The sequence below is a fragment of the Phaeodactylibacter xiamenensis genome (assembly GCF_000759025.1).
Classification (GTDB): domain Bacteria; phylum Bacteroidota; class Bacteroidia; order Chitinophagales; family Saprospiraceae; genus Phaeodactylibacter; species Phaeodactylibacter xiamenensis.
The window spans coordinates 335805-355129 of record NZ_JPOS01000018.1 but is presented as its reverse complement, the minus strand read 5'-3'; the positions used below and the strand labels follow the sequence as shown (position 1 = coordinate 355129).

Below are 19325 nucleotides of genomic sequence, written 5' to 3'. Positions count from 1 at the left end.
TCAGGCCACCTCGCTCCCTTTCCTCACCGGGGGCAACTGCGCCAGTTCTTCATCCGTAAAAAGACGGGAGCGGATGATAAACCGAATGCCCAGGGGGATTTCCAGTGAAAAGCTGGAGCCCCTGCCCCTGGTGATGCCTACAGTAAGCTGTGTGTGCTTCCAGTATTCAAACTGGTCATTAGACATTAGGAAGGGGCAGCCGTGGATCTCTCCAATCCAGACATCATTATCGTCCAGTAGCAATTCGCCCCTCGCAAAGCACATGGGCGCAGAGCCATCACAACAGCCGCCACTTTGGTGGAATAGGAGCGGGCCGTTTTGTTCCCTCAATTGATCAATGACGTCCCGGGCCTCGGGAGAGACCAATACGCGATGTACCATTTCTTTAGCTTTTCTGGTTAGGAAAAAAAGACAGGCTCACCATACACGAATGCCTGGTAAGCCTGCTCTAGTTTTATTGATTTACGTCCTAAAAGAAGCCAAGGGCTTTCTTGTCATAGGAGATCAGCATATTCTTAGTCTGACGGTAGTGGGCGAGCATCATCTTGTGCGTCTCCCGGCCAATACCTGACTTTTTGTAGCCGCCGAACGGGGCGTGAGCCGGATAAGCGTGGTAGTTGTTCACCCATACGCGTCCTGCTTCCACAGCACGGGAAATCTGATAAGCCTGATGCATATCACGTGTCCAGACACCAGCGCCCAGCCCGTAGAGCGTATCATTGGCAATCTCGATCGCCTCCGCTTCGTCCTTGAAGGTGGTCACACAAACCACAGGCCCAAAGATTTCTTCCTGGAATACCCGCATTTTGTTATTGCCTTTCAGGATGGTTGGCATGATGTAGTAGCCGCCCTGCAGCCCTTCGTTGTAAGCCGCTTCGCCTCCGCAGAGTACTTCTGCGCCTTCCTCTTTTCCGATTTCAATGTAGTTGAGGATCTTCTCGTACTGATCGCTTGAAGCTTGTGCGCCCATCATAGTGGATGGGTCAAGCGGGTGCCCCAGTTTGATAGCCTTAGTGCGCTCCACGACCCGCTCGATGAAAGCGTCAAAAATGCTTTCTTCCACCAGCAAACGGGACGGGCAGGTACAGACCTCACCCTGATTGAGGGCGAACATAACGGCACCTTCCAGGCATTTGTCAAAGAACTCATCGTCGGCATCCATGATGCTCTTGAAGAAAATGTTGGGCGACTTGCCACCCAGCTCCAGGGTAACCGGGATGATATTCTTGGATGCGTACTGCATAATCAACTGCCCCGTGGTGGTTTCTCCCGTAAAGGCCACTTTGTTGATGCGGGGGTTAGATGCCAGAGGCTTGCCGGCTTCGATACCAAAGCCGCTCACGATGTTGAGCACACCAGCTGGCAGGATATCCTGAATCATTTCCATCATTACCAGAATACCGACCGGAGTCTGCTCGGCAGGCTTCAGCACCACACAGTTGCCGGCAGCAAGTGCAGGGGCCAGTTTCCAGGCCGCCATCAGGATGGGGAAATTCCAGGGGATGATCTGTCCGACTACTCCGAGGGGCTCCTCTACGTTGATACAAACCGTATTAGCGTCGAGCTCGCTCATACTGCCTTCCTCTGCCCGGATGACTCCGGCAAAGTAGCGGAAGTGGTCAACAGCCAGAGGCATGTCCGCAGCCATCGTTTCACGGAGTGGCTTTCCGTTGTCCCAGGTTTCCACGCGGGCGAGCGTTTCCAGGTTTTGCTCCATCACATCAGCGATTTTGAGCAAAAGGCCGGATCGGTAAGCAGCAGCAGAAGTGTTCCAGGCTGGAGCAGCTGCCCAGGCAGCATCAAGTGCCAGCTCAATGTCTTCTGCCGTGGAACGGGCAACCTTAGTAAAGGTGTTGCCATCTACCGGTGAGGTGTTTTCGAAGTATTCTCCTTTTACAGGGGCCGTCCATTTGCCTCCTATGAAGTTATCGTATTGCGCTTTAAACTTTGGCGGGCTCAGTTTATCCTGAGCAATAGTGGATGCACTACTCATAATTTTAATTTCATTTTCTGTTTTTGTAATACCTGAATTCAAAATCGAACCATGCATTTTCCGGAGCAACGCCGGTTTGTCGAATTCAAATTTTCAACCTTACAGCTATTCCGGAATTTTTTTACGGAACAACTTCCTGAAAGCAAAATTATGAGGGTTTTCCTCCGTAAGTTTGACGTATTCTCTCACAAACTTGTACTATCCTAGCAAAGAAGGTATGATATACCGCCTAAATCGTAATTTTATTTGGTATGTCCGGTTATGAATAGGATATTTGAAGAAGATCAGGGAGGATAAAAAATTTACTTCGGAAATAACGGCGGCGAAATTACTTAGGCTGCTGAAACTAGAAAAATACCTCTTCCCCAGCATAAAAACAGCGACTTAGTATGCAGTTACCTCAAAACTTCTCCTTGTACCGCCGCCTCGATACGTTGGTAGAGAACAAGACTTCCTTCACCATGGAACAAGCTGAAGTCAATGTTTTTGAAACCCATCAGCAAGCCGAAGAGGTATTGCTGAAGTTCCACCAGCCGGTTTTTGCCAGTATGATCCGAGGTAAAAAGGTAATGAAACTGCGGGAGCAACCGTCCTTTGAATTCCTGCCCGGCGAGTCGCTGCTACTGCCGGCAGATGAGACCATGTGCATCAATTTTCCGGAAGCCGAAATTGACAACCCCACGCATTGCCTGGCTATGACACTTTCGGAGGATCAAATCCGGAAAACCATTCAGTCCCTCAACGAGTCAGCACCTAAGGGGGATGGGGAAGAATGGGCTTTCACCCCCAGCAGTTTCCATTTTACGAATACGGTGGCGATCAAGCAAATCATTCAGCGACTGCTGTTCCTATGTACGGAAGACCACCCGTCCAAAGACCTGTTTGCCAATCTGATGCTACAGGAGCTGATTGTACGGATACTACAGGCGGAAGCACGGGCCAACTACATTGAGCAGGGGCAGGTAGATGACAACAACCGCTTGTCCTTCGCCATAAGGTTTATACGCGAGCACCTGGGGGAGTCACTGACCGTGGAACAAATCAGCCAGAAAGTCTACATGAGCGAATCCAACTTTTACCGGGTGTTCAAAGACCACTTCGGGGTCACGCCAGTGGAGTTCATCAACAATGAGCGGATAAAACTGGCGCGTCGTATGCTGGAAGACCCTACCCGAAAGGTACAGGACGTCTATCTTTCTGCTGGTTTCAACAGCGGGTCGTACTTCAACCGGGTCTTCAAGCGCAAATACGGGCTGTCGCCAAAAGCCTACCGGGAGCAGGTGATGGGGAAATGCTAGGGCCTGATCTAAAGCCTTAGTAAGCGCTTCATATCCAGCACCAGCCCTTCTTCCAGGCTAATTGGACCTGCTCAGTTGTAGATTTGCCCTGCTTTTGTGGCTATCTCAATTTAAGGGAATAAACTTGAAATGGCAACAAAAGACGAATGGCCAGCCCATCACAGGCGGCCATTCGAAAATATGTAGTAAAATTACTGTCTTCCTTACTCAGGCTTGATCAGCTCGGCCTGCTTGGCGTAAGCACCGGACTTCAGCTTCTCAGAAATCGCGGTAAAGGCTTCAATAGTCTGATCAATATCGTCCTGGTTGTGCGCTGCCGTCGGAATGAGGCGCAGCAGGATCATTCCTTTCGGAATCACGGGGTACACGACCACGGAACAGAAGATGTCGTAGTTATCGCGCAGGTCTTTCACCAGCACCATCGCTTCTTCCACAGAACCATGCATGTAGACCGGCGTCACACAGCTGGACGTATTGCCCAAGTCGAAGCCGCGGTCGCGCAGGCCTTTCTGCAGGTTGTTGGCATTTTCCCAGAGCTTATCTTTGAACTCCGGTCGGGTGCGCAGCATCTCGAGGCGCTTGATATTACCGATGGTTAATGGCATCGGCAGCGACTTCGCAAAAATCTGAGAACGCAGGTTGTAGCGCAGGAACTCAATCACTTCGCTATCGCCACCTACAAAGGCACCGATACTGGCCATAGACTTCGCGAATGTGCTGAAGTACAGGTCGATGTCATCCTGCACACCCTGCTCTTCACCCGCACCGGCACCAGTGGCACCGAGGGTACCGAAACCGTGCGCATCATCTACCAGCATACGGAAGCCGTACTCTTTTTTGAAGGCAACGATTTCCTTCAGGATACCCTGATCGCCGCGCATACCGAATACGCCCTCTGTGATCACGAGGATACCGCCGCCGGTTTGCTCCTGGAAGATCTTCGCCTTCTTGATTTGCTTCTCGAAGCTTTCAATATCATTGTGCTCAAAAGGCAGCCGCTTGCCGATGTGCATGCGAATGCCATCGTAGATACAAGCGTGGCAGTCTTTGTCGTACACCACGATATCCTTGCGCGTCAACAGGGAGTCTACGATGGACATGATACCCTGGTAGCCGAAGTTGAGCAGAAGGACTTCCTCCTTGTCAACAAATTCTGCCAGGTCCTGCTCCAGTTTTTCGTGGTAGGAAGTCTCGCCCGACATCATGCGGGAGCCCATCGGGTAAGCCAGGCCCCAGTCGCGGCTGGCCTCTTCGTCCACTTTTCGGATTTCCGGGTGGTTGCCCAGCCCCAGGTAATTATTAACGCTCCAAACGATTTTTTCTTTGCCCTGGAATTGCATACGGCTGCCCAGCTCGCCCTCGAGCTTTGGGAAGGTATAATAACCGTGCGCCGTACGGGACCACTTGCCCAGCGGCCCTCTGTCTTCCAAAAACTTTGCAAATAAATCCATAAAGAATTTGATTTGATGATGATTACCAGACTTTTTCAGCCTGTTTTTTGTCCACCCACTTGCCCCATTTAGCATTGTAGGTATGGACTTTTTTGGTTTGTTCGCCGGTGGTATCCACAACGGGGTATCCCTGATTCACCCACTCGAAAATACTGCCGTACAAATTATAAACCTTGGTAAAGCCCCGCTCCCGGAGCTGTTCCGCCACTTTTTCGCTGCGGTAACCAATAGAACAGTACAGTACCACCGTGCTATCTTTGGGCACTCCGTTGAGTGCTTGTTCGTCTAAATTTTTATAGCCGAGAAAACGGGCGCCCTCAATATGGCTCACCTCATATTCTTCCCGGTTTCGAGCGTCAAAGATATAAACTTCATCCTGAATATCCCTAACCTCCTGAACGCCAATTATTGGGACCGTAAAGCTCAGCATGCTGCTGATCGTCTCATCAAACTTCGGATTGCCTACTGGCGGGCGGTCCTCCGGCGGTTGTGTACAGCCCGGGCGGCCCAGCATCAGCACTCCAATGATTACGGAAAAAAAACGCATGGTTTTTACTTTTAATTGACGAAAATCAGAGCTGAAGCGGGCCTTTACCGACCTTATCAGCAATCCAGCGCCCGTCTTCACAGTATGGTACCAATTCGGCATGGATAAAGTTTTCAACTTCTTCCTTTATTCGGTCCGGGAAGAACAAATGCAGGTTCGGCCCGGCATCCAGGCTGAAGTACAGCGGATGCCCCGTTTCCTTTCGGTACGCCTGCACCTTATTAATAAGTGTAATGGTATGAGGTTGCATCAGGATGTAAGGTGGGTTGGAGGCCATCATGAGAGCGTGCAGGGTGAGCGCCTCGCTCTCCAGAATGCGCCCAAAATGGTCCTCATCGCCCGTACGGAGGGCGCTTAGCAGGTCGTGCATGTGCTGACGAGCCTGCTGATAGCGGTTGGTGGCGTAGATATTGCTTTCCATCAGGCCGTGCCCGGCCCGGCTTGACACTGATTTCTCTCCTTTGCTCACAATCAGGATGGCATCGTGGTAGGTCTTGAACACCTCATGCACCTGATTGGCCATAGGGATGGCGTACAAGTCAGAAGACCCAGGCACTTCGCCCATTTCCCCCCACAAGGCCAGCCCTGCGTATACCGAGCGGCTGGCACTGCCGGAGCCCAGGCGGGCTACATAGGAGGCTTTTTGCCGAAAGGTGTCATCGTCACTGAGCGTGCCGAAGAGTTCATCCTCTATGGTACACAGGCACAGGGCCAAAGCACTCATACTTGATGCTGAAGAGGCAATACCTGAAGAATGAGGAAAGGAATTCGTGGAACGTATCGTCCAATCCAGCTGGTTCAGAAAGGGAAAAATCTCCGTGATGCTTTCCAGGAACGCTTTGACTTTTTTGGCGAAAGCTTCGTTGGGGCTTCCATCAAAGTAGAAATCAAGAGCGATACCCCGGTCCGCACCCTTTTTGGGCGCATAGGCTACCTCCGTCTCGGTATAGGCGCGGTCCAGGGTGAAACTGATGGAAGGGTTGCGCGGCAACTGCCGCCCGTGCTTTCCCCAGTACTTGACGATGGCGAGGTTGGAAGGGCTGCGCCATACACTACGCCCAGGCTGAACCTTGGCCGTTTCGAGTACCAATTTTGGGTTTTTATAATCCATTGACATGCGTTGCGTTTTGGGTCTCACAAAAGTAAGGTTTAAACCCTTACGATAAGAAAGTCGGAGAGGAGATACTGGAAATTTAGCCTGACCTGTACTTAGCCTGACCTGTAGCCGACCAATCAGAATGTTTTCGTTTGATTTCCTCAACCAAAATGGCATTTTAGTGTCTCTTGTTTACCAATCGGCGCTTTATGCCTGATTGATTTCAATCGGGACAACCAACCTGAGCAACACCTTATTCCGAGGCACACCTATTAATTGACCTAATAATCATCTCAACAAAATGAAACCACTCTACTTATTTATTGCCCTATTTGTTTCGCCCTTCCTACTGTTGGCTCAGTCGGAATGGGACACCATAGCTCCCTTACCAAACAACCTGGTGACAGACCACTCTTATGCCTTTGCGCTGGATGGTAAAGGATATCTTGTTGCCGGCGCGGATGAATTCAGCTACCTGGATATTTTCTTTCAGTATGACCCCGAAGCCGACACCTGGACAGAGCTGGATGACTTTCCCGGTGGGTTCCGGGGCTTTGGCATTGGCGATACCTGGGACGGTAAAGCCTACTTTGGATTTGGATTTAGCGGTTCATCCTACATGCGCGACCTTTGGGTCTTCGATCCTCAAACCGGTGAATGGACGGAGCTGGCACCATGCCCCTGCCAGGCCAGAATACATCCGGCATTTATTGCGCACAACGATAAGATATTTGTAGGCATGGGTGGTTCGGCCAATGGCAACCTCCGGGACTGGTGGGAATATGACATGGCTACAGACAGCTGGAGCCAGAAGCCTAGCTTCCCTGGTGCACGCAGGCACCACCCTTTTCAATTTGGGCTGGGCGACTATATCTATACCGGCTTTGGGCATGGCGACAACTTTATCTCCAACCAATGGTATCGGTATGACCCGGCAACAGAAGAATGGACTGAAGTGGCCACGCTGCCCGCTGAAGGGCGCGTAGCCGGCACTCAGTTTTCCTACAACGGCAAAGGCTATGTGCTGAGTGGGGACGGAGGAGACCATACTTCTATGGAAGAAGGTGAGTTCTGGTCTTATGAGCCGGAGTTGGACCTTTGGGAAGAATTGCCGCCGCACCCGGGCGTTTCCCGCTGGGCCCCTGCCTCTTTCCTGCTTGATGGATGGGTTTATCTGCTGGGCGGCCCCTCAAATGTAAATGGTACACTAAATTATTCCCCTAGCGATAACTACCGCTATCAGCTGGAAGAAATCAGCAATACGCCCGAAGAGCTGCCCACTCAGCCGGAACTGTTTGAAGCTTTCCCTAATCCGTTTTCCAGCCAGGTGCAGCTCAACTGGCTGACCAACGAAACAGAAGGCCTCGTCCGCGTACTGAACAATCAGGGGCAGGAAGTTTATCGTGCCAGGGAACTACTCCCCAACCTGACACTCGACTTTTTGCCTGCCGGCATTTACACTATTGAGGCGACTATTGGGCAGGAGCGTACCGTAAAACGCATCACTAAGCAGTAGAAAAACAAGCCAGCCTGGAGGTAATGCCGGGCTGGTATTTTTCTTTTTTTGTACAGAAAAGGGGCATTTGCCCCTTTTTTTTATGTCAAATTTAAATATTATCGAGCATTTTTTCGACTACACTTATGACAAAAAACACTAACAAATTAAAATATTAAATAATATAATATCATTTTGAAGGGTTTTAGAATCTAGTTCACAAAAAATACATTTTTATTGTTTTGACAAATCACTCTTTTTGTAGTTGTGAGGGTGTTTTTCTGCCTGCATCTTTGTATCGTAATCAAAAGGGAAATACAATCCCGACCAAAATTCAAATCTTTATCAACTTAATTTGTGCTATGAAAAATTTAATGTTTGGAGCCCTTGCGCTCATCACCGCCCTCACACTTGGAAGCTGCAACCTGCTTGACGACAACAGCTCGCCCGGTGGCAACCCTTTTAGTACTGTTTTTAACCCAGATGCTGTTTTCAGCCCATGCGATGACGGTGTGGACGCCAGCTACAGCGATCTGCCCGCTGCCGCTCAGGATTATATTCAGGCCAACTTCGCCAATTGGGAGGTAGACGATGTGGACCGCTACCTGGAAAATGGCGATGTACGCTTTGGTGTAGAACTCGACAGCCTCAACCTGGAATACGAACTGCTCTTTGATGCCAATGGCAGCCTCATCAGCTCAGGTCCAGATGATGACGATACCTATATCAGCATCAGCGACCTGCCACAGGAAGTACTCGACTACCTGGAAGCCGAATTCCCGGGTATGGCAATCGACGAGGTCAGCATCGACGTGGAGTACGGACTCGAGTTCTTCGAAGTTGAACTGTACGATAACCTGGAAGTCTACTTCTCTATCGATGGCATCTTCGTATGCAGCGAAAACAGCGATGGCAATGACGATGATGGTAACGATGATGACAATGGTAACGATGATGACGACGACGATGACAACGGCAATGATGATGACGACGATGACGATGACGACCAAGTTAATAACCTGCCTGCAAGCGTGACCGAGTTCATCAACAGCAACTACCCAGGCTACCACATTGACGAAGCGTACACTGAGGAGTTCTGCAACAACACCAACATCCTTGAAGTCGAAATCGAAATGGGCAGTCAGGACATTGACCTGTACTTCGACCTCAACGGTAACTTCCTCTTTGAAGGAGACGATATCAGTACGTCCTCCCTGCCCGCAGCAGTAGTGGCTACTCTAAATGCGGAGTACCCCGGCTACCACATCGATGATGCAGAAATACTGACCCTGCCTGATGGCAGCATTCAGTACTGGGTAGAAGTGGAAAATGGCAACGATAATGACGAGGACGAGGACGATGTGGTACTCACTGCAGATGGCAACATCATCTGTAGCTTCGAAGACTAAGCGACACAAAATGCTATAAAAACGAAGATTTAGTTTTCCCCCGTATTCAATTGCAGAAGGAGTCATCAGAGATGGCTCCTTTTTTTTGCTTTTTTAAGCCCTTTTTCTTTGGCGCAGACAAGCCCCTTGTACAGGCTGATTAAAAATATGCGAATTATTTGGGCTTTAAATAAACCTAAAACAGCCTATTACAACAAAAAACCATTCAATACAAAATACATAAGCATCTAACAATCAAAATAAAAACAAACCACTTTAATAAAAAACATAATACATAACGCCATCCCCAAAAATTCACATCTATGAATCCATTCTCAGCCCAAATTTTAACATTTATCTATAAAAAATGGGAGGAAAGCTGAAAAAACAGCCCGCCTCCCATTCAAGGAGAAAAACCAATAGAAAAGGTTGATTAATTCGTGCCTTCTTCTTTTTCCTTTGCCCGGCGGGCACGCTGCATCGGATTTTCACCACCGCCCCAACGGCTTGTACCCTGACGCTTGAACATTTCGAAGCGGTTCAGCTGGGTACGCGGCGGATAATAATTGTTGCCGGTATCAACATCAGCAGTTTCCAGGTAGGGATCGAGCACTACCTGCGCAATCTCTTTGTCCGTAATGAAAACTTTTTTCACCACCTCATCATTCATTTTCCAAATCTCAGCGGGGATGTAGTGGTCTTCAGTGGTGCCATCTTTAAATTGCAACTGAACGATAATTGGCATCACCAAACCACCTGCGTTCCGGAAAGACATTTGGTAGAAATTCTGACCGGCTTTTAGCATTTCCTGCTCCTCAGCAGTCAGGCTATTGAGGTAACGATCGTAGGCTTCTTTATCAAGGATATCGAAATCCAGCGGGTCGTAGTCAGTGTAGAAATCCCTCAGAGCAGGGTCGATCTCATCCTGTGTCTGTTCAATATCGCGGGCATTCCGGAGGCTGCTGATGTACTGTGGAGACTCGCTACGCTGCTCTTTAGAAATCTTACTTTCCACCAGTGGGTCTTTGGTATCCATGCGGTAGTACTTTACATCATCCAATGCAATATCCACATGATCGGTCGTAAAGAACCAGCCCCGCCAAAACCAGTCAAGATCAACTGCAGAAGCATCCTCCATAGTCCGGAAGAAATCAGCAGGAGAGGGGTGCTTAAACATCCAGCGATTGGCATATACCTTAAAGGCATAGTCGAAGAGCTCGCGCCCCATGATGGTCTCCCGCAGGATATTCAAAGCAGTAGCCGGCTTGCCATAGGCATTGTTTCCGAACTGATAAATGGACTCCGAGTTGGTCATGATTGGTGAGATCTTCGACTTGTCCCCCTTCATATAATCAACGATTTTGTAGGCAGGCCCACGGCGGCTAGGGTAGTCACGTTCCCATTGCTGCTCGGCAAGGTACTGCAGGAAGGAGTTCAGCCCTTCGTCCATCCAGGTCCACTGCCGCTCGTCAGAGTTGACGATCATCGGGAAATAATTGTGCCCTACCTCATGGATAATCACACCAATCATGCCATACTTCACACGCTCGCTGTAGGTCCCATCGCTCTCGGGGCGGCCGAAGTTGAAGCAGATCATGGGATATTCCATGCCAATAGACTTCGCATGAATAGACCAGGCCACCGGATAGGGGTAATCAAAAGTATAGTGCGAGTACCACTTCAGGGTATGCGCAACTGCTTTGGTCGAATAGCGTTCCCAAAGCGGGTTGCCTTCTTTAGGGTACATCGACATCGCCATGACTACACTGCCATCGCTTTGCTCTACGCCCATAGCATCCCAGATGAACTTCCGGGAGGAAGCAAAGGCAAAGTCACGGACATTCTCGGCAGCAAAAGTCCAGGTCTTCTTCTTATCAGACTTCGTTTTTTCGTTTTCGCGGGCTTCCTCCTCCGAGTAGATAATGACCGGTGTTTCTCTTTCCGCACGCGCCTCTTCCAGCTTTTTGCGCTTATCACGGGGAAGGACATCATTGGCATTTTGTAAGGTGCCTGTAGAAGCTACCAGATGATCAGCCGGCACCGTGATATTCACTTTGTAGTCGCCAAAGGGCAGGGTAAACTCGCCACGGCCCAAAAACTGTTTATTCTGCCAGCCCTCTACGTCGTTGTAGACGGCCATACGCGGGAAAAACTGAGCGATGGTGTACAGGTAATTGTCATCCTCTTCAAAGTATTCATACCCGGAACGCCCTCCAATTTCCATACGGTCATTAATATTGTACCACCACTTCACCTTGAATACGAACTGTTCGCCCGGCTGAATAGGAGCGGGGGGGTCGATGCGCATCATTGTTTTATTGACGATATGCGGTAATGGCTTATTACTGGCATCCCGTACATAGTCCAGCTTAAAGCCACCATCAAAGGTAGGCGTCAGGCGCTTCAGTTGCCCGGAGGACATCCGGTCATCCATCTCACTCTGCTGAATTTTGTAAGTATCCGAGTCTTTGGCACGCATATTCTGATCGAGCTGCACCCAGATATACTCCAGTGGGTCCGGAGAATTATTAGTATAGGTAACTGTTTCCTCACCGTATATCCGCTGCTGCTCATCATCAAGTTCTATGTCAATGACATAGTCTGCTTTTTGCTGCCAGTATTCATGCCCGGGCGCGCCTGCTGCATTCCGGTACACGTTAGGTGTCGGCAATTCAGTGTAGAGCTGCCTAAACTTATTGGTGTTGGTATTTTCTTGCTGCGCCCATGCCCCTAATACAAGGCAAGACAGGAGCGGCAGTAACAATAGCTGCTTCATACTAAGTCTGTAGTTTGAATTTAATATTATCGTATGCATGCAAAGGTAGGGTTTGCAATAGTTTTCTAACAGCCTAAAGGAAAGCTTAGTTGTACAAACGCTAAATGTTCCACGTGGAACAAAAATGCCATTCGATAGTACATTCATCGAACGGCATTTAATATATGTTGCAATTGACGTGTCACCCCAAGTGCTCCAGGAGCCACTTCTTCACCGGACCGTACTCAGGCGGCATTAGGTCGGCTACTTTTTCTTTATCGCTCAGCACAGCCAAACGTTCCGGCACGGTTATCGTTTGCTCCAAAATAGCTTCAACATCAGGCAGGAATTTAGCCGGGTGAGCCGTCTCCAGGATGACACCGTTCGCTCCTGGGTTCTTTTCCTGATACTCCTGAAGTGCCAGATACCCCACAGCCCCGTGAGGGTCAATCACGTAACCATAACGGTCATACACTTCCTTAACCGCTTTACGGGTAGCTTCATCTGTGTACGCGTAACCACTGATAGAAGCTTTCATATTGTTCCACGTGGAACGTTCCTCCAGATCATGGTAAAGGTCCTGCATACGCGCAAAGTTGGAAGGGTTGCCTACATCCATTGCGTTGCTCAGGGTGCGCTGAGAAGGGCGGGGTGTATACGCGCCGGACTCCAGGTATTCTGGTACGACATCATTGATATTCGTCGCAGCGATAAAGTGCTGCACGGGCAGCCCCATGCGTTGTGCCAAAAGACCGGCGGTGAGGTTGCCAAAGTTGCCACTGGGTACGCAAAAAACGACGTTTTCCTGATTTTCTAATTGCTTAAAAGCTTCGAAATAGTAGAAAGACTGTGGTACCAGACGGGAAATATTGATGGAATTGGCGGAGGTCAGGCGGATACGGCTCGTGAGCTCTTCATCCAAAAAAGCCTGCTTCACAATCGCCTGGCAATCGTCGAAAGTGCCTTCCACTTCAAGGGCACTAATATTGTGCCCGAGGGTTGTGAGCTGCTTTTCCTGCAGGTCAGAAACTTTGCCCTTAGGGTAGAGAATGACTACCCGCGTACCGGGAGTTTGATAAAAACCAGCTGCTACTGCACCGCCGGTATCGCCGGAAGTAGCCACCAGTATGACCAATTCCCGGGATTCTCCCTGATTGAAATAACTCATGAGCTGCGCCATGAAACGGGCACCAAAGTCTTTGAAGGCTAGTGAGGGCCCATGGAATAATTCCAGTATATGCTGATGCTCATTCAGAGATACGACCGGCGCTTCAAAATTCACCGCATCATCCGTAATTTTCCGCAGATCTTCATCCGGAATAGCGCCCTGAAAAAGGGTCTTCGTTATGGTGAAGGCGATATCCTGAAAAGAATAATCCTTCAGGTTGCGGATGAAAGGCTCGGGCAGAGCGGGGATAGACTCAGGCATGTATAACCCATTATCAGGGGGCAGCCCGCGCAGTACGGCTTCCCGGAGGCTGGTAAATTCGCTTCTGTTTTTTGTGCTGTATAGTCTCATCGCTAAGCTAGTATTTTGGCGCCTTCCTTATTGATAGGGGAGACGAATAAATCACAGGGAATGTCCTGAGTCAAAAAGGCTTGCTGCATGGCAGCCCCGGCTGTCTGAGCTACCTCACGCCCTTTGCATAAGGCAAATACAGATGGGCCGGCTCCGGATATGCTGCATCCCAGCGCACCAGCTTCCAAAGCAGCGGACTTGACGGTGCTGAAACCGGGAATGAGCTGAGCGCGCTGCGGCTCAATGATCACGTCCTGCAAGGACCGCCCGATTAATTCATAGTCTGATTCGTATAGGCCAACAACCAGTCCGCCCAGGTTACCGGTTTGTTGAATGCACTGGGGCAGGGTAGTGGTGGGACTGAGTACATCACGGGCATCTTTGGTAAGAATACTTACGTGGGGATAGACCACAGCGGCATGCAGTTCGTCCGGAATAGGCAGGCTGTGGACGTCTAAGCCCTCATTGGCCCGTATAAAAATAATGCCGCCCAGCAAAGAGGGGGCTACATTATCCGCATGGTAAGCTCCATCTGCAATTTGCTCCCCTAGGACAGCACAGTGCAGAGATTCCATCTTGGGCACAGGCATATCCAGCAGGGCGTTAATCGCCATTACCCCGGCTGCGGCACTTGCGGCACTTGACCCCAGTCCGCTACCGAAAGGCATTTTTTTGTGAATCTCCAGTTCTACGCCGAGCCCGGACTTGCCCAACTGCTCCAGCAAACGAATGGCGGCAAAACCTGCCGTATTCTTTTCTGCCTTTAAAGGCAACTTGCCACCGTCACCGGAAATACTGGTAATCCGAACACCGGAGCCTTCAGCCAGCCGAGCCACTACCTCATCCCCCGGGCCATCAATAGCAAACCCAAGAATATCAAACCCCACCGCTACATTCGCTACAGTAGCCGGTGCAAAAACGCGTACTTCCTTATTCATTAACTGAGGTAGTTTCCAATAGTGATGATTTCAGCAAAAACCCCGGCAGCTGTTACTGCCGCTCCGGCACCAGGGCCTCGTACCACGAGTGGGCGGTCTTTGTAGCGCTCGGTGGTAAATACAATCATGTTGTCACTGCCGCTCAGGTTGTAGAATGGATGATCGGAGTCAACCGCTTCCAGCCCAATAGTGGCTTTAGCCCCTTCCAGCTTCGCAATCATCCGCAGGGCTTTGCCCTCCGCTTCCGCCTCCGCCCTCAACTGCTCAAAATGCGGATCCGAATTAGCCAAAGCACCAAAGAAGGTTTCCACTGTATCCGCTTCCCGGCAAGCCGTGGGCAGGATATTCTCAATCTCAACATCCTCTGCTTCTAAAGGCAAACCTGTTTCCCGGGCCAGGATGATTAGCTTGCGCTGTACATCCAAACCGTTGAGGTCGACTCGTGGGTCCGGCTCGGTGTAGCCAAGCTCCTGAGCTTGCTTTACGATTTCGCTGAAGCTTGTACCTGCTTTAAAGTTATTGAAAATGAAAGATAAGGAGCCCGAGACGACCCCTTCAATCTTCAAAATCTGATCACCGCTGATAATGAGGTCGTTTAAGGTCGAGATAACCGGCAAGCCTGCACCCACATTGGTTTCGTACATAAACTGTACGCCCCGTCGGGCAGCAATCGCTTTCAGGCGCTGATACTGTGCGAAGCCGGAAGAGACGGCAATCTTATTAGGCGTTGAAATGCTGATACTCGAGTTGAGAATGTCCTCATAAAAGCCGGCTACTTTTGCACTTGCTGTATTATCGATAAAAATGGTATTCGACAAATTCAACTCTTTCATCTTACCGATGAAGATGGCAGGGTCCATATCCATACCTTTCTCCTGCAGGGCAGCCTTCCAGTTGTCCAGATCAATGCCCTCTTCCTGGAAAAGCATTTGCCGGCTGTTAGCCATACCCACGATGCGGACTTCCAGGCCCCGCTTCTCTTTAAGGTAAGCCCCCTGATTCTTAATCTGTTCAATGAGCGTACTACCGATGAGCCCGACACCGATCATAAATAAATGCAGTTCTTTGGTGTCAGAAAGGAAGAAAGACTCGTGCAGGGCGTTCAATGCTTTAGCCTCATCTGTCCGGTTGATCACCACCGATACATTCAGCTCAGAAGATCCCTGGGCGATGGCGACTGCATTAATACCATTGTGGCCAAGAGCTTGGAAAAGCCGTCCTGAGATACCCGGCTGATAACGCATATTCTCACCGATGATAGCGACCACCGAAAGGTCCGCCTCTATCTTGACAGGTGAGATGACTTTCATACTCATTTCATACTCAAACTCCTCCTCTACACGCTTGCGGGCTTTATTGGCCACAGCTGGCTGAACAGCAAAGCTTATGGAATGCTCCGAAGAGCCTTGTGTAATGAGGATGATGTTGATGCCCGCTGCCGCCAAAGAAGAAAACAGGCGGCCCGCAATGCCCGGTACTCCAAATAGCCCACTACCCGACAAGGTCAGCAGCGCTACGTGGCTGATAGAGGAAATCCCTTTTACGGCGTGCCCGTCGGGATCTGCATGATCGGAAATCAGCGTACCCTCAAAAGACGGATTAAAAGTATTTTTAATGTAAAGTGGTATCTTCTTGAGCAACGCCGGCTGCAGGGTAGGCGGATAAATGACCTTGGCGCCGAAGTGGGACATCTCCATCGCTTCTGCGTAGGTCATGCTCGGGATGGTAAAAGCCCGTTTCACCTTTCGGGGGTCAGCCGTGAGTACGCCATCGACATCTGTCCAGATTTCAATCACGCTCGCATCAAGCCCGGCGGCAATCAGGGCTGCGGTGTAGTCTGACCCGCCACGTCCCAACGTAGTCGTCAGCCCCCCTTTGGCAGAAGCCACAAACCCAGTGACTACCTGCACATCCGGGTGCTGCGCATAGTGCTCGCGGATTTTCTGATAGGTCAGTTTGAAATCCACCCGTGCCGAGCCGAAAGCTTTATCCGTCTTAATGACCCGGCGCGCATCCAGATAGCTTGCACTAATCCCACTTTGACGCAGAACATTTGCGATGATGAAAGCCGAGTTGCGTTCTCCAAAGCTAAGTACATAATCCATCGTGCGTAAAGACGCCTCCCGGACCAGAAAAACACCATAAAGCAAATTTTTGAGTACTTCGTGGCTACGCTCCAGCTCCGGTAACACAACCGCCCTGAACTCATCCTTGAGCAGTTCTTCCACAGCATCTATATGCCTTTGCCGAAAAGCATCGAATGCAGCCTCGTAGGCTTCATCTCCGCTTGCGGCCAGGGCGCTCATTTCGATGAGTGCATCCGTAACTCCACCAAAAGCAGAGAAGACCACTGTAAATTTTTCACCCTTGGTGTAGTATCCTTTCAGGATGTCCACAATACCTCGTATGCGCTCAGGCTTAGCGACAGAAGAGCCGCCAAATTTTAATACTTTCATGGGTTAACTCAGTTCATAAATCTGTAGATGATGAAGTTTTCCTGGTGCCATCGGAATTCACCCCGATATGACAGCAGCCTGGTATTGGCAAATGTATGCAGGTTTGTTGGATTGTTGGGCAGTCAGGCTATAGAAATGACTCTGCCTTAGCTGTTTGATTGAAGGTTGGCGGCCGTAATTTTTAAAAAATTCGACATCAGCTTGTTAACCGCCTCCAGCCATTCACAATAGTTAGCACAATGATAACAGCTACCACTGCGAATATCCAGGTAAAAGAAAGATTGGCATCCAGAAGTACACCAAAGCTGATGGGCCCGAGGGCCGTACTGATTACCATGATTGTGGTAAAGACACTGCGTACTTTTCCGATAACCTGAATGCCGTAAATTTCTGCCAGCATGGCATTCTTAACCGTACTCCCCGAGCCGTTTGCCAATCCCAGGAGCAGGAGCGCTACAGGATATGCAATAGGCTGATGAAAAAAAACCAGCACGAGCAGGCCGGCCACATAGGGAATCATATAGCCCGGAAATAACTGCCGCCCCGAAAGCCGGTCTACCAGTGGGCCTGCCCCTGCCATCCCCAAAGCACTGGCCAGTGCAAAAGCTGACAAAGAACCGGCTACCCATTCCGGTGTCCACCCCCTCGCTTCTCCCAGCTTGAGCTGGAAGAAAAACAAAGCCGTATTCGTGTAGCCGGTCATGAATACCAAAGGCGTGATAATCCAGAACCGGCGCTCAGCCATCAGCCGCCAAATGCTTTGGTGTGGCATAGCTGCAGCATCCGTATCGCTGGTGGCTTCAAATTTTTTCAACGTGGACCGGGCTCCGCTAAGCAACAGCAGAGTGGCAGGCAACACCACCACAACAATACTCAAAGCGGAGAATTGCAGGGTTGAGCGCCAGCCAAAGCCCCCTATGAGCAAGGTCACCAGCAAAGGCAAGGTCGCCTCGCCGATGGGGTGCCCTAGTGTGGTAATACCAATGGCTTTGCCCCGGTTGGCCTCAAAGTAACGCGCCATAGCGGAAACCGCTGTATGGCTCATCAGCCCCTGCCCAAATAAACGAAGCCCGTAAAAGGCGATCACTACTACCACGAGGTGACGAGCTGAAGAAAGCAACAAAAGCGCTGCCACCAGCCCTGCTAAAACCATGAGCGTGTAAGCACGGATAGGCATATGGTCAAACCGCCCTCCCAGCCAGGGCAGGGTAAATGCACTCGAAAGCGTTGCCACCGCGTACAGGCTACCAAAAACGGTATTACTGATACCCAGCAAAGCTTCAATAGCAGGCACATAAAGGGAAAGCAGAAAGGTCTGCCCAAAACTGGAGAAAAAGGTAAGCAGTAATCCGAACGCTAAAAGTGGCAGGCTGTCACGGAGCTGTCGGGTATGGCGCATGAATGGCGTAGCTTCTGAATGATGGAAATCTGCACAAAGGTACAACGCCAAAGCAGCCTGACTAAAGCATCAGACTTTTTAATCCACTGAAAATCCGGAATTAAGCAGTGCCAGGGCCTCGTCTTCTTTCGAACGCATCTTCCGGGCTTCGGCTTCCGACTTATCGGGATAGCCACAGAGATGGAGTACCCCGTGAATGATCACCCGGTGAAGCTCTTGCTCAAAGGGAATCTTTAGTGTGTCTGCATTTTCGCGCACCCGTTCCACGCTGATGAAAATATCCGAGTGGATGATCGGTATCTCGGTGTAAGGAAAGGTAATGATATCGGTGTAGGTATCGTGATCCAGGTATTCCAAATTAATTTGGTGGAGGTACTGATCGGAACAAAAGATATAAGAGAGCTGCCGGAGCTGACCGCCTTCCCGGTTGATGACTTCTTCAATCCAGGTGTATAGCTTTTCAGGATGGGCAGGCATAAAACCGGCATCTTCATCATAAAAGGAAATACCTGTTTCCAGTTCAGCGTCCGTATCGAAAGGCCAGTCTGTAGTCATTAAAGATTGAAGTGCATTTCAACGGTGGAGCCGTTGTTGTGAAAATACACGCTATCAGAGAGCTGCTGCATGAGAAACACGCCACGCCCGCCTACCTGCAACAGATTTTCCGGGGCGGTAGGATCAGGTACCGCGGAATGATCGAAACCTTCCCCTTCATCCGTTACGCGTACGGACAGGCAGTTATTTTTGCGCCTTAGCTGTATCTGTACTGTTTTGGATTCGTCATTACTATTGCCATGAATGATAGCATTATTGACGGCTTCGGTGAGGGTAATCAGAATATTGCCGTAAATATCCGGGGCTATCTGGTACTGTTCGACCGCACGTTCTACGAAGGATTCTACCAGGGCGATGTTCCTGGTATCAGAGGAAAGTTTCAGCATAATAGGCTCCAAACTCATTGTTACTTCCTGTAATGTAGGTCAAATTTCA

Annotated in this window: 15 protein-coding genes; 3 read left to right on the top strand and 12 right to left on the bottom strand. The window is 50.0% G+C overall.

Annotation, left to right across the window (positions count from 1 at the left end):
• Together IX84_RS08160 and IX84_RS08155 are read right to left on the bottom strand one after the other, a co-directional pair.
• Positions 1-381: a DUF779 domain-containing protein gene (locus tag IX84_RS08160; RefSeq protein WP_044218512.1), complete on the bottom strand. Its 381-nt coding sequence runs from the start codon at positions 379-381 to the stop codon at positions 1-3.
• A gap of 88 nt (positions 382-469) precedes the next feature.
• Complete coding sequence (locus IX84_RS08155) at positions 470-1993, bottom strand: aldehyde dehydrogenase family protein (RefSeq protein WP_044218763.1); 1524 nt, start codon at positions 1991-1993, stop codon at positions 470-472.
• Positions 1994-2382: 389 nt separating this feature from the next.
• Between IX84_RS08155 and IX84_RS08150 the strand changes: the two genes are divergently transcribed.
• Positions 2383-3291, top strand: coding sequence for an AraC family transcriptional regulator (locus tag IX84_RS08150; protein WP_044218509.1), 909 nt, complete (start codon positions 2383-2385; stop codon positions 3289-3291).
• A gap of 203 nt (positions 3292-3494) precedes the next feature.
• Here IX84_RS08150 and IX84_RS08145 read toward each other — a convergent pair whose 3' ends face one another.
• From IX84_RS08145 to IX84_RS08135, 3 genes are read right to left on the bottom strand one after another with little or no spacing between them, the layout of a single operon-like run.
• Complete coding sequence (locus IX84_RS08145) at positions 3495-4742, bottom strand: aminotransferase class I/II-fold pyridoxal phosphate-dependent enzyme (RefSeq protein WP_044218506.1); 1248 nt, start codon at positions 4740-4742, stop codon at positions 3495-3497.
• A gap of 22 nt (positions 4743-4764) precedes the next feature.
• Complete coding sequence (locus tag IX84_RS08140) at positions 4765-5289, bottom strand: rhodanese-like domain-containing protein (RefSeq protein ID WP_052515868.1); 525 nt, start codon at positions 5287-5289, stop codon at positions 4765-4767.
• A gap of 25 nt (positions 5290-5314) precedes the next feature.
• Entirely contained in the window at positions 5315-6400 is a 1086-nt protein-coding gene (locus IX84_RS08135) for a diphosphomevalonate/mevalonate 3,5-bisphosphate decarboxylase family protein (RefSeq protein ID WP_044218504.1), read from the bottom strand.
• A 286-nt stretch (positions 6401-6686) separates the two neighbouring features.
• Between IX84_RS08135 and IX84_RS08130 the strand changes: the two genes are divergently transcribed.
• Both IX84_RS08130 and IX84_RS08125 read left to right on the top strand, forming a co-directional pair.
• On the top strand, positions 6687-7901 hold the full coding sequence (locus tag IX84_RS08130) for a kelch repeat-containing protein (RefSeq protein ID WP_044218501.1): 1215 nt from the start codon (positions 6687-6689) through the stop codon (positions 7899-7901).
• Positions 7902-8242: 341 nt separating this feature from the next.
• Positions 8243-9289, top strand: a complete 1047-nt coding sequence (locus tag IX84_RS08125; RefSeq protein WP_044218498.1) for a PepSY-like domain-containing protein — start codon at positions 8243-8245, stop codon at positions 9287-9289.
• 412 nt (positions 9290-9701) lie between these two features.
• On the opposite strand, the gene IX84_RS08120 is transcribed toward IX84_RS08125, so the two are convergent.
• From IX84_RS08120 to IX84_RS08090, 7 genes are all read right to left on the bottom strand, one after another.
• Positions 9702-12044, bottom strand: coding sequence for a M1 family metallopeptidase (locus IX84_RS08120; protein ID WP_044218495.1), 2343 nt, complete (start codon positions 12042-12044; stop codon positions 9702-9704).
• Between the two features lie 181 nt (positions 12045-12225).
• A complete protein-coding gene (gene thrC, locus IX84_RS08115; RefSeq protein WP_044218492.1) occupies positions 12226-13542 on the bottom strand; it encodes a threonine synthase in 1317 nt (438 codons plus the stop codon).
• 2 nt (positions 13543-13544) lie between these two features.
• Positions 13545-14480 carry a homoserine kinase gene (locus IX84_RS08110; RefSeq protein ID WP_044218488.1) on the bottom strand — a complete coding sequence of 312 codons (936 nt, stop codon included), beginning with the start codon at positions 14478-14480 and terminating at the stop codon, positions 13545-13547.
• Positions 14480-16936: a bifunctional aspartate kinase/homoserine dehydrogenase I gene (gene thrA / locus IX84_RS08105; protein WP_044218485.1), complete on the bottom strand. Its 2457-nt coding sequence runs from the start codon at positions 16934-16936 to the stop codon at positions 14480-14482. The genes IX84_RS08110 and thrA overlap by 1 nt, the downstream gene beginning before the upstream one ends.
• 196 nt (positions 16937-17132) lie before the next feature.
• Positions 17133-18335: an MFS transporter gene (locus IX84_RS08100; RefSeq protein ID WP_044218483.1), complete on the bottom strand. Its 1203-nt coding sequence runs from the start codon at positions 18333-18335 to the stop codon at positions 17133-17135.
• Between the two features lie 78 nt (positions 18336-18413).
• A complete protein-coding gene (gene ybeY / locus IX84_RS08095) occupies positions 18414-18890 on the bottom strand; it encodes an rRNA maturation RNase YbeY (protein WP_044218481.1) in 477 nt (158 codons plus the stop codon).
• Entirely contained in the window at positions 18890-19276 is a 387-nt protein-coding gene (locus tag IX84_RS08090; protein ID WP_173426300.1) for an ATP-binding protein, read from the bottom strand. Before IX84_RS08090 ends, ybeY begins: the two co-directional genes overlap by 1 nt.
• Positions 19277-19325 lie beyond the last annotated feature (49 nt).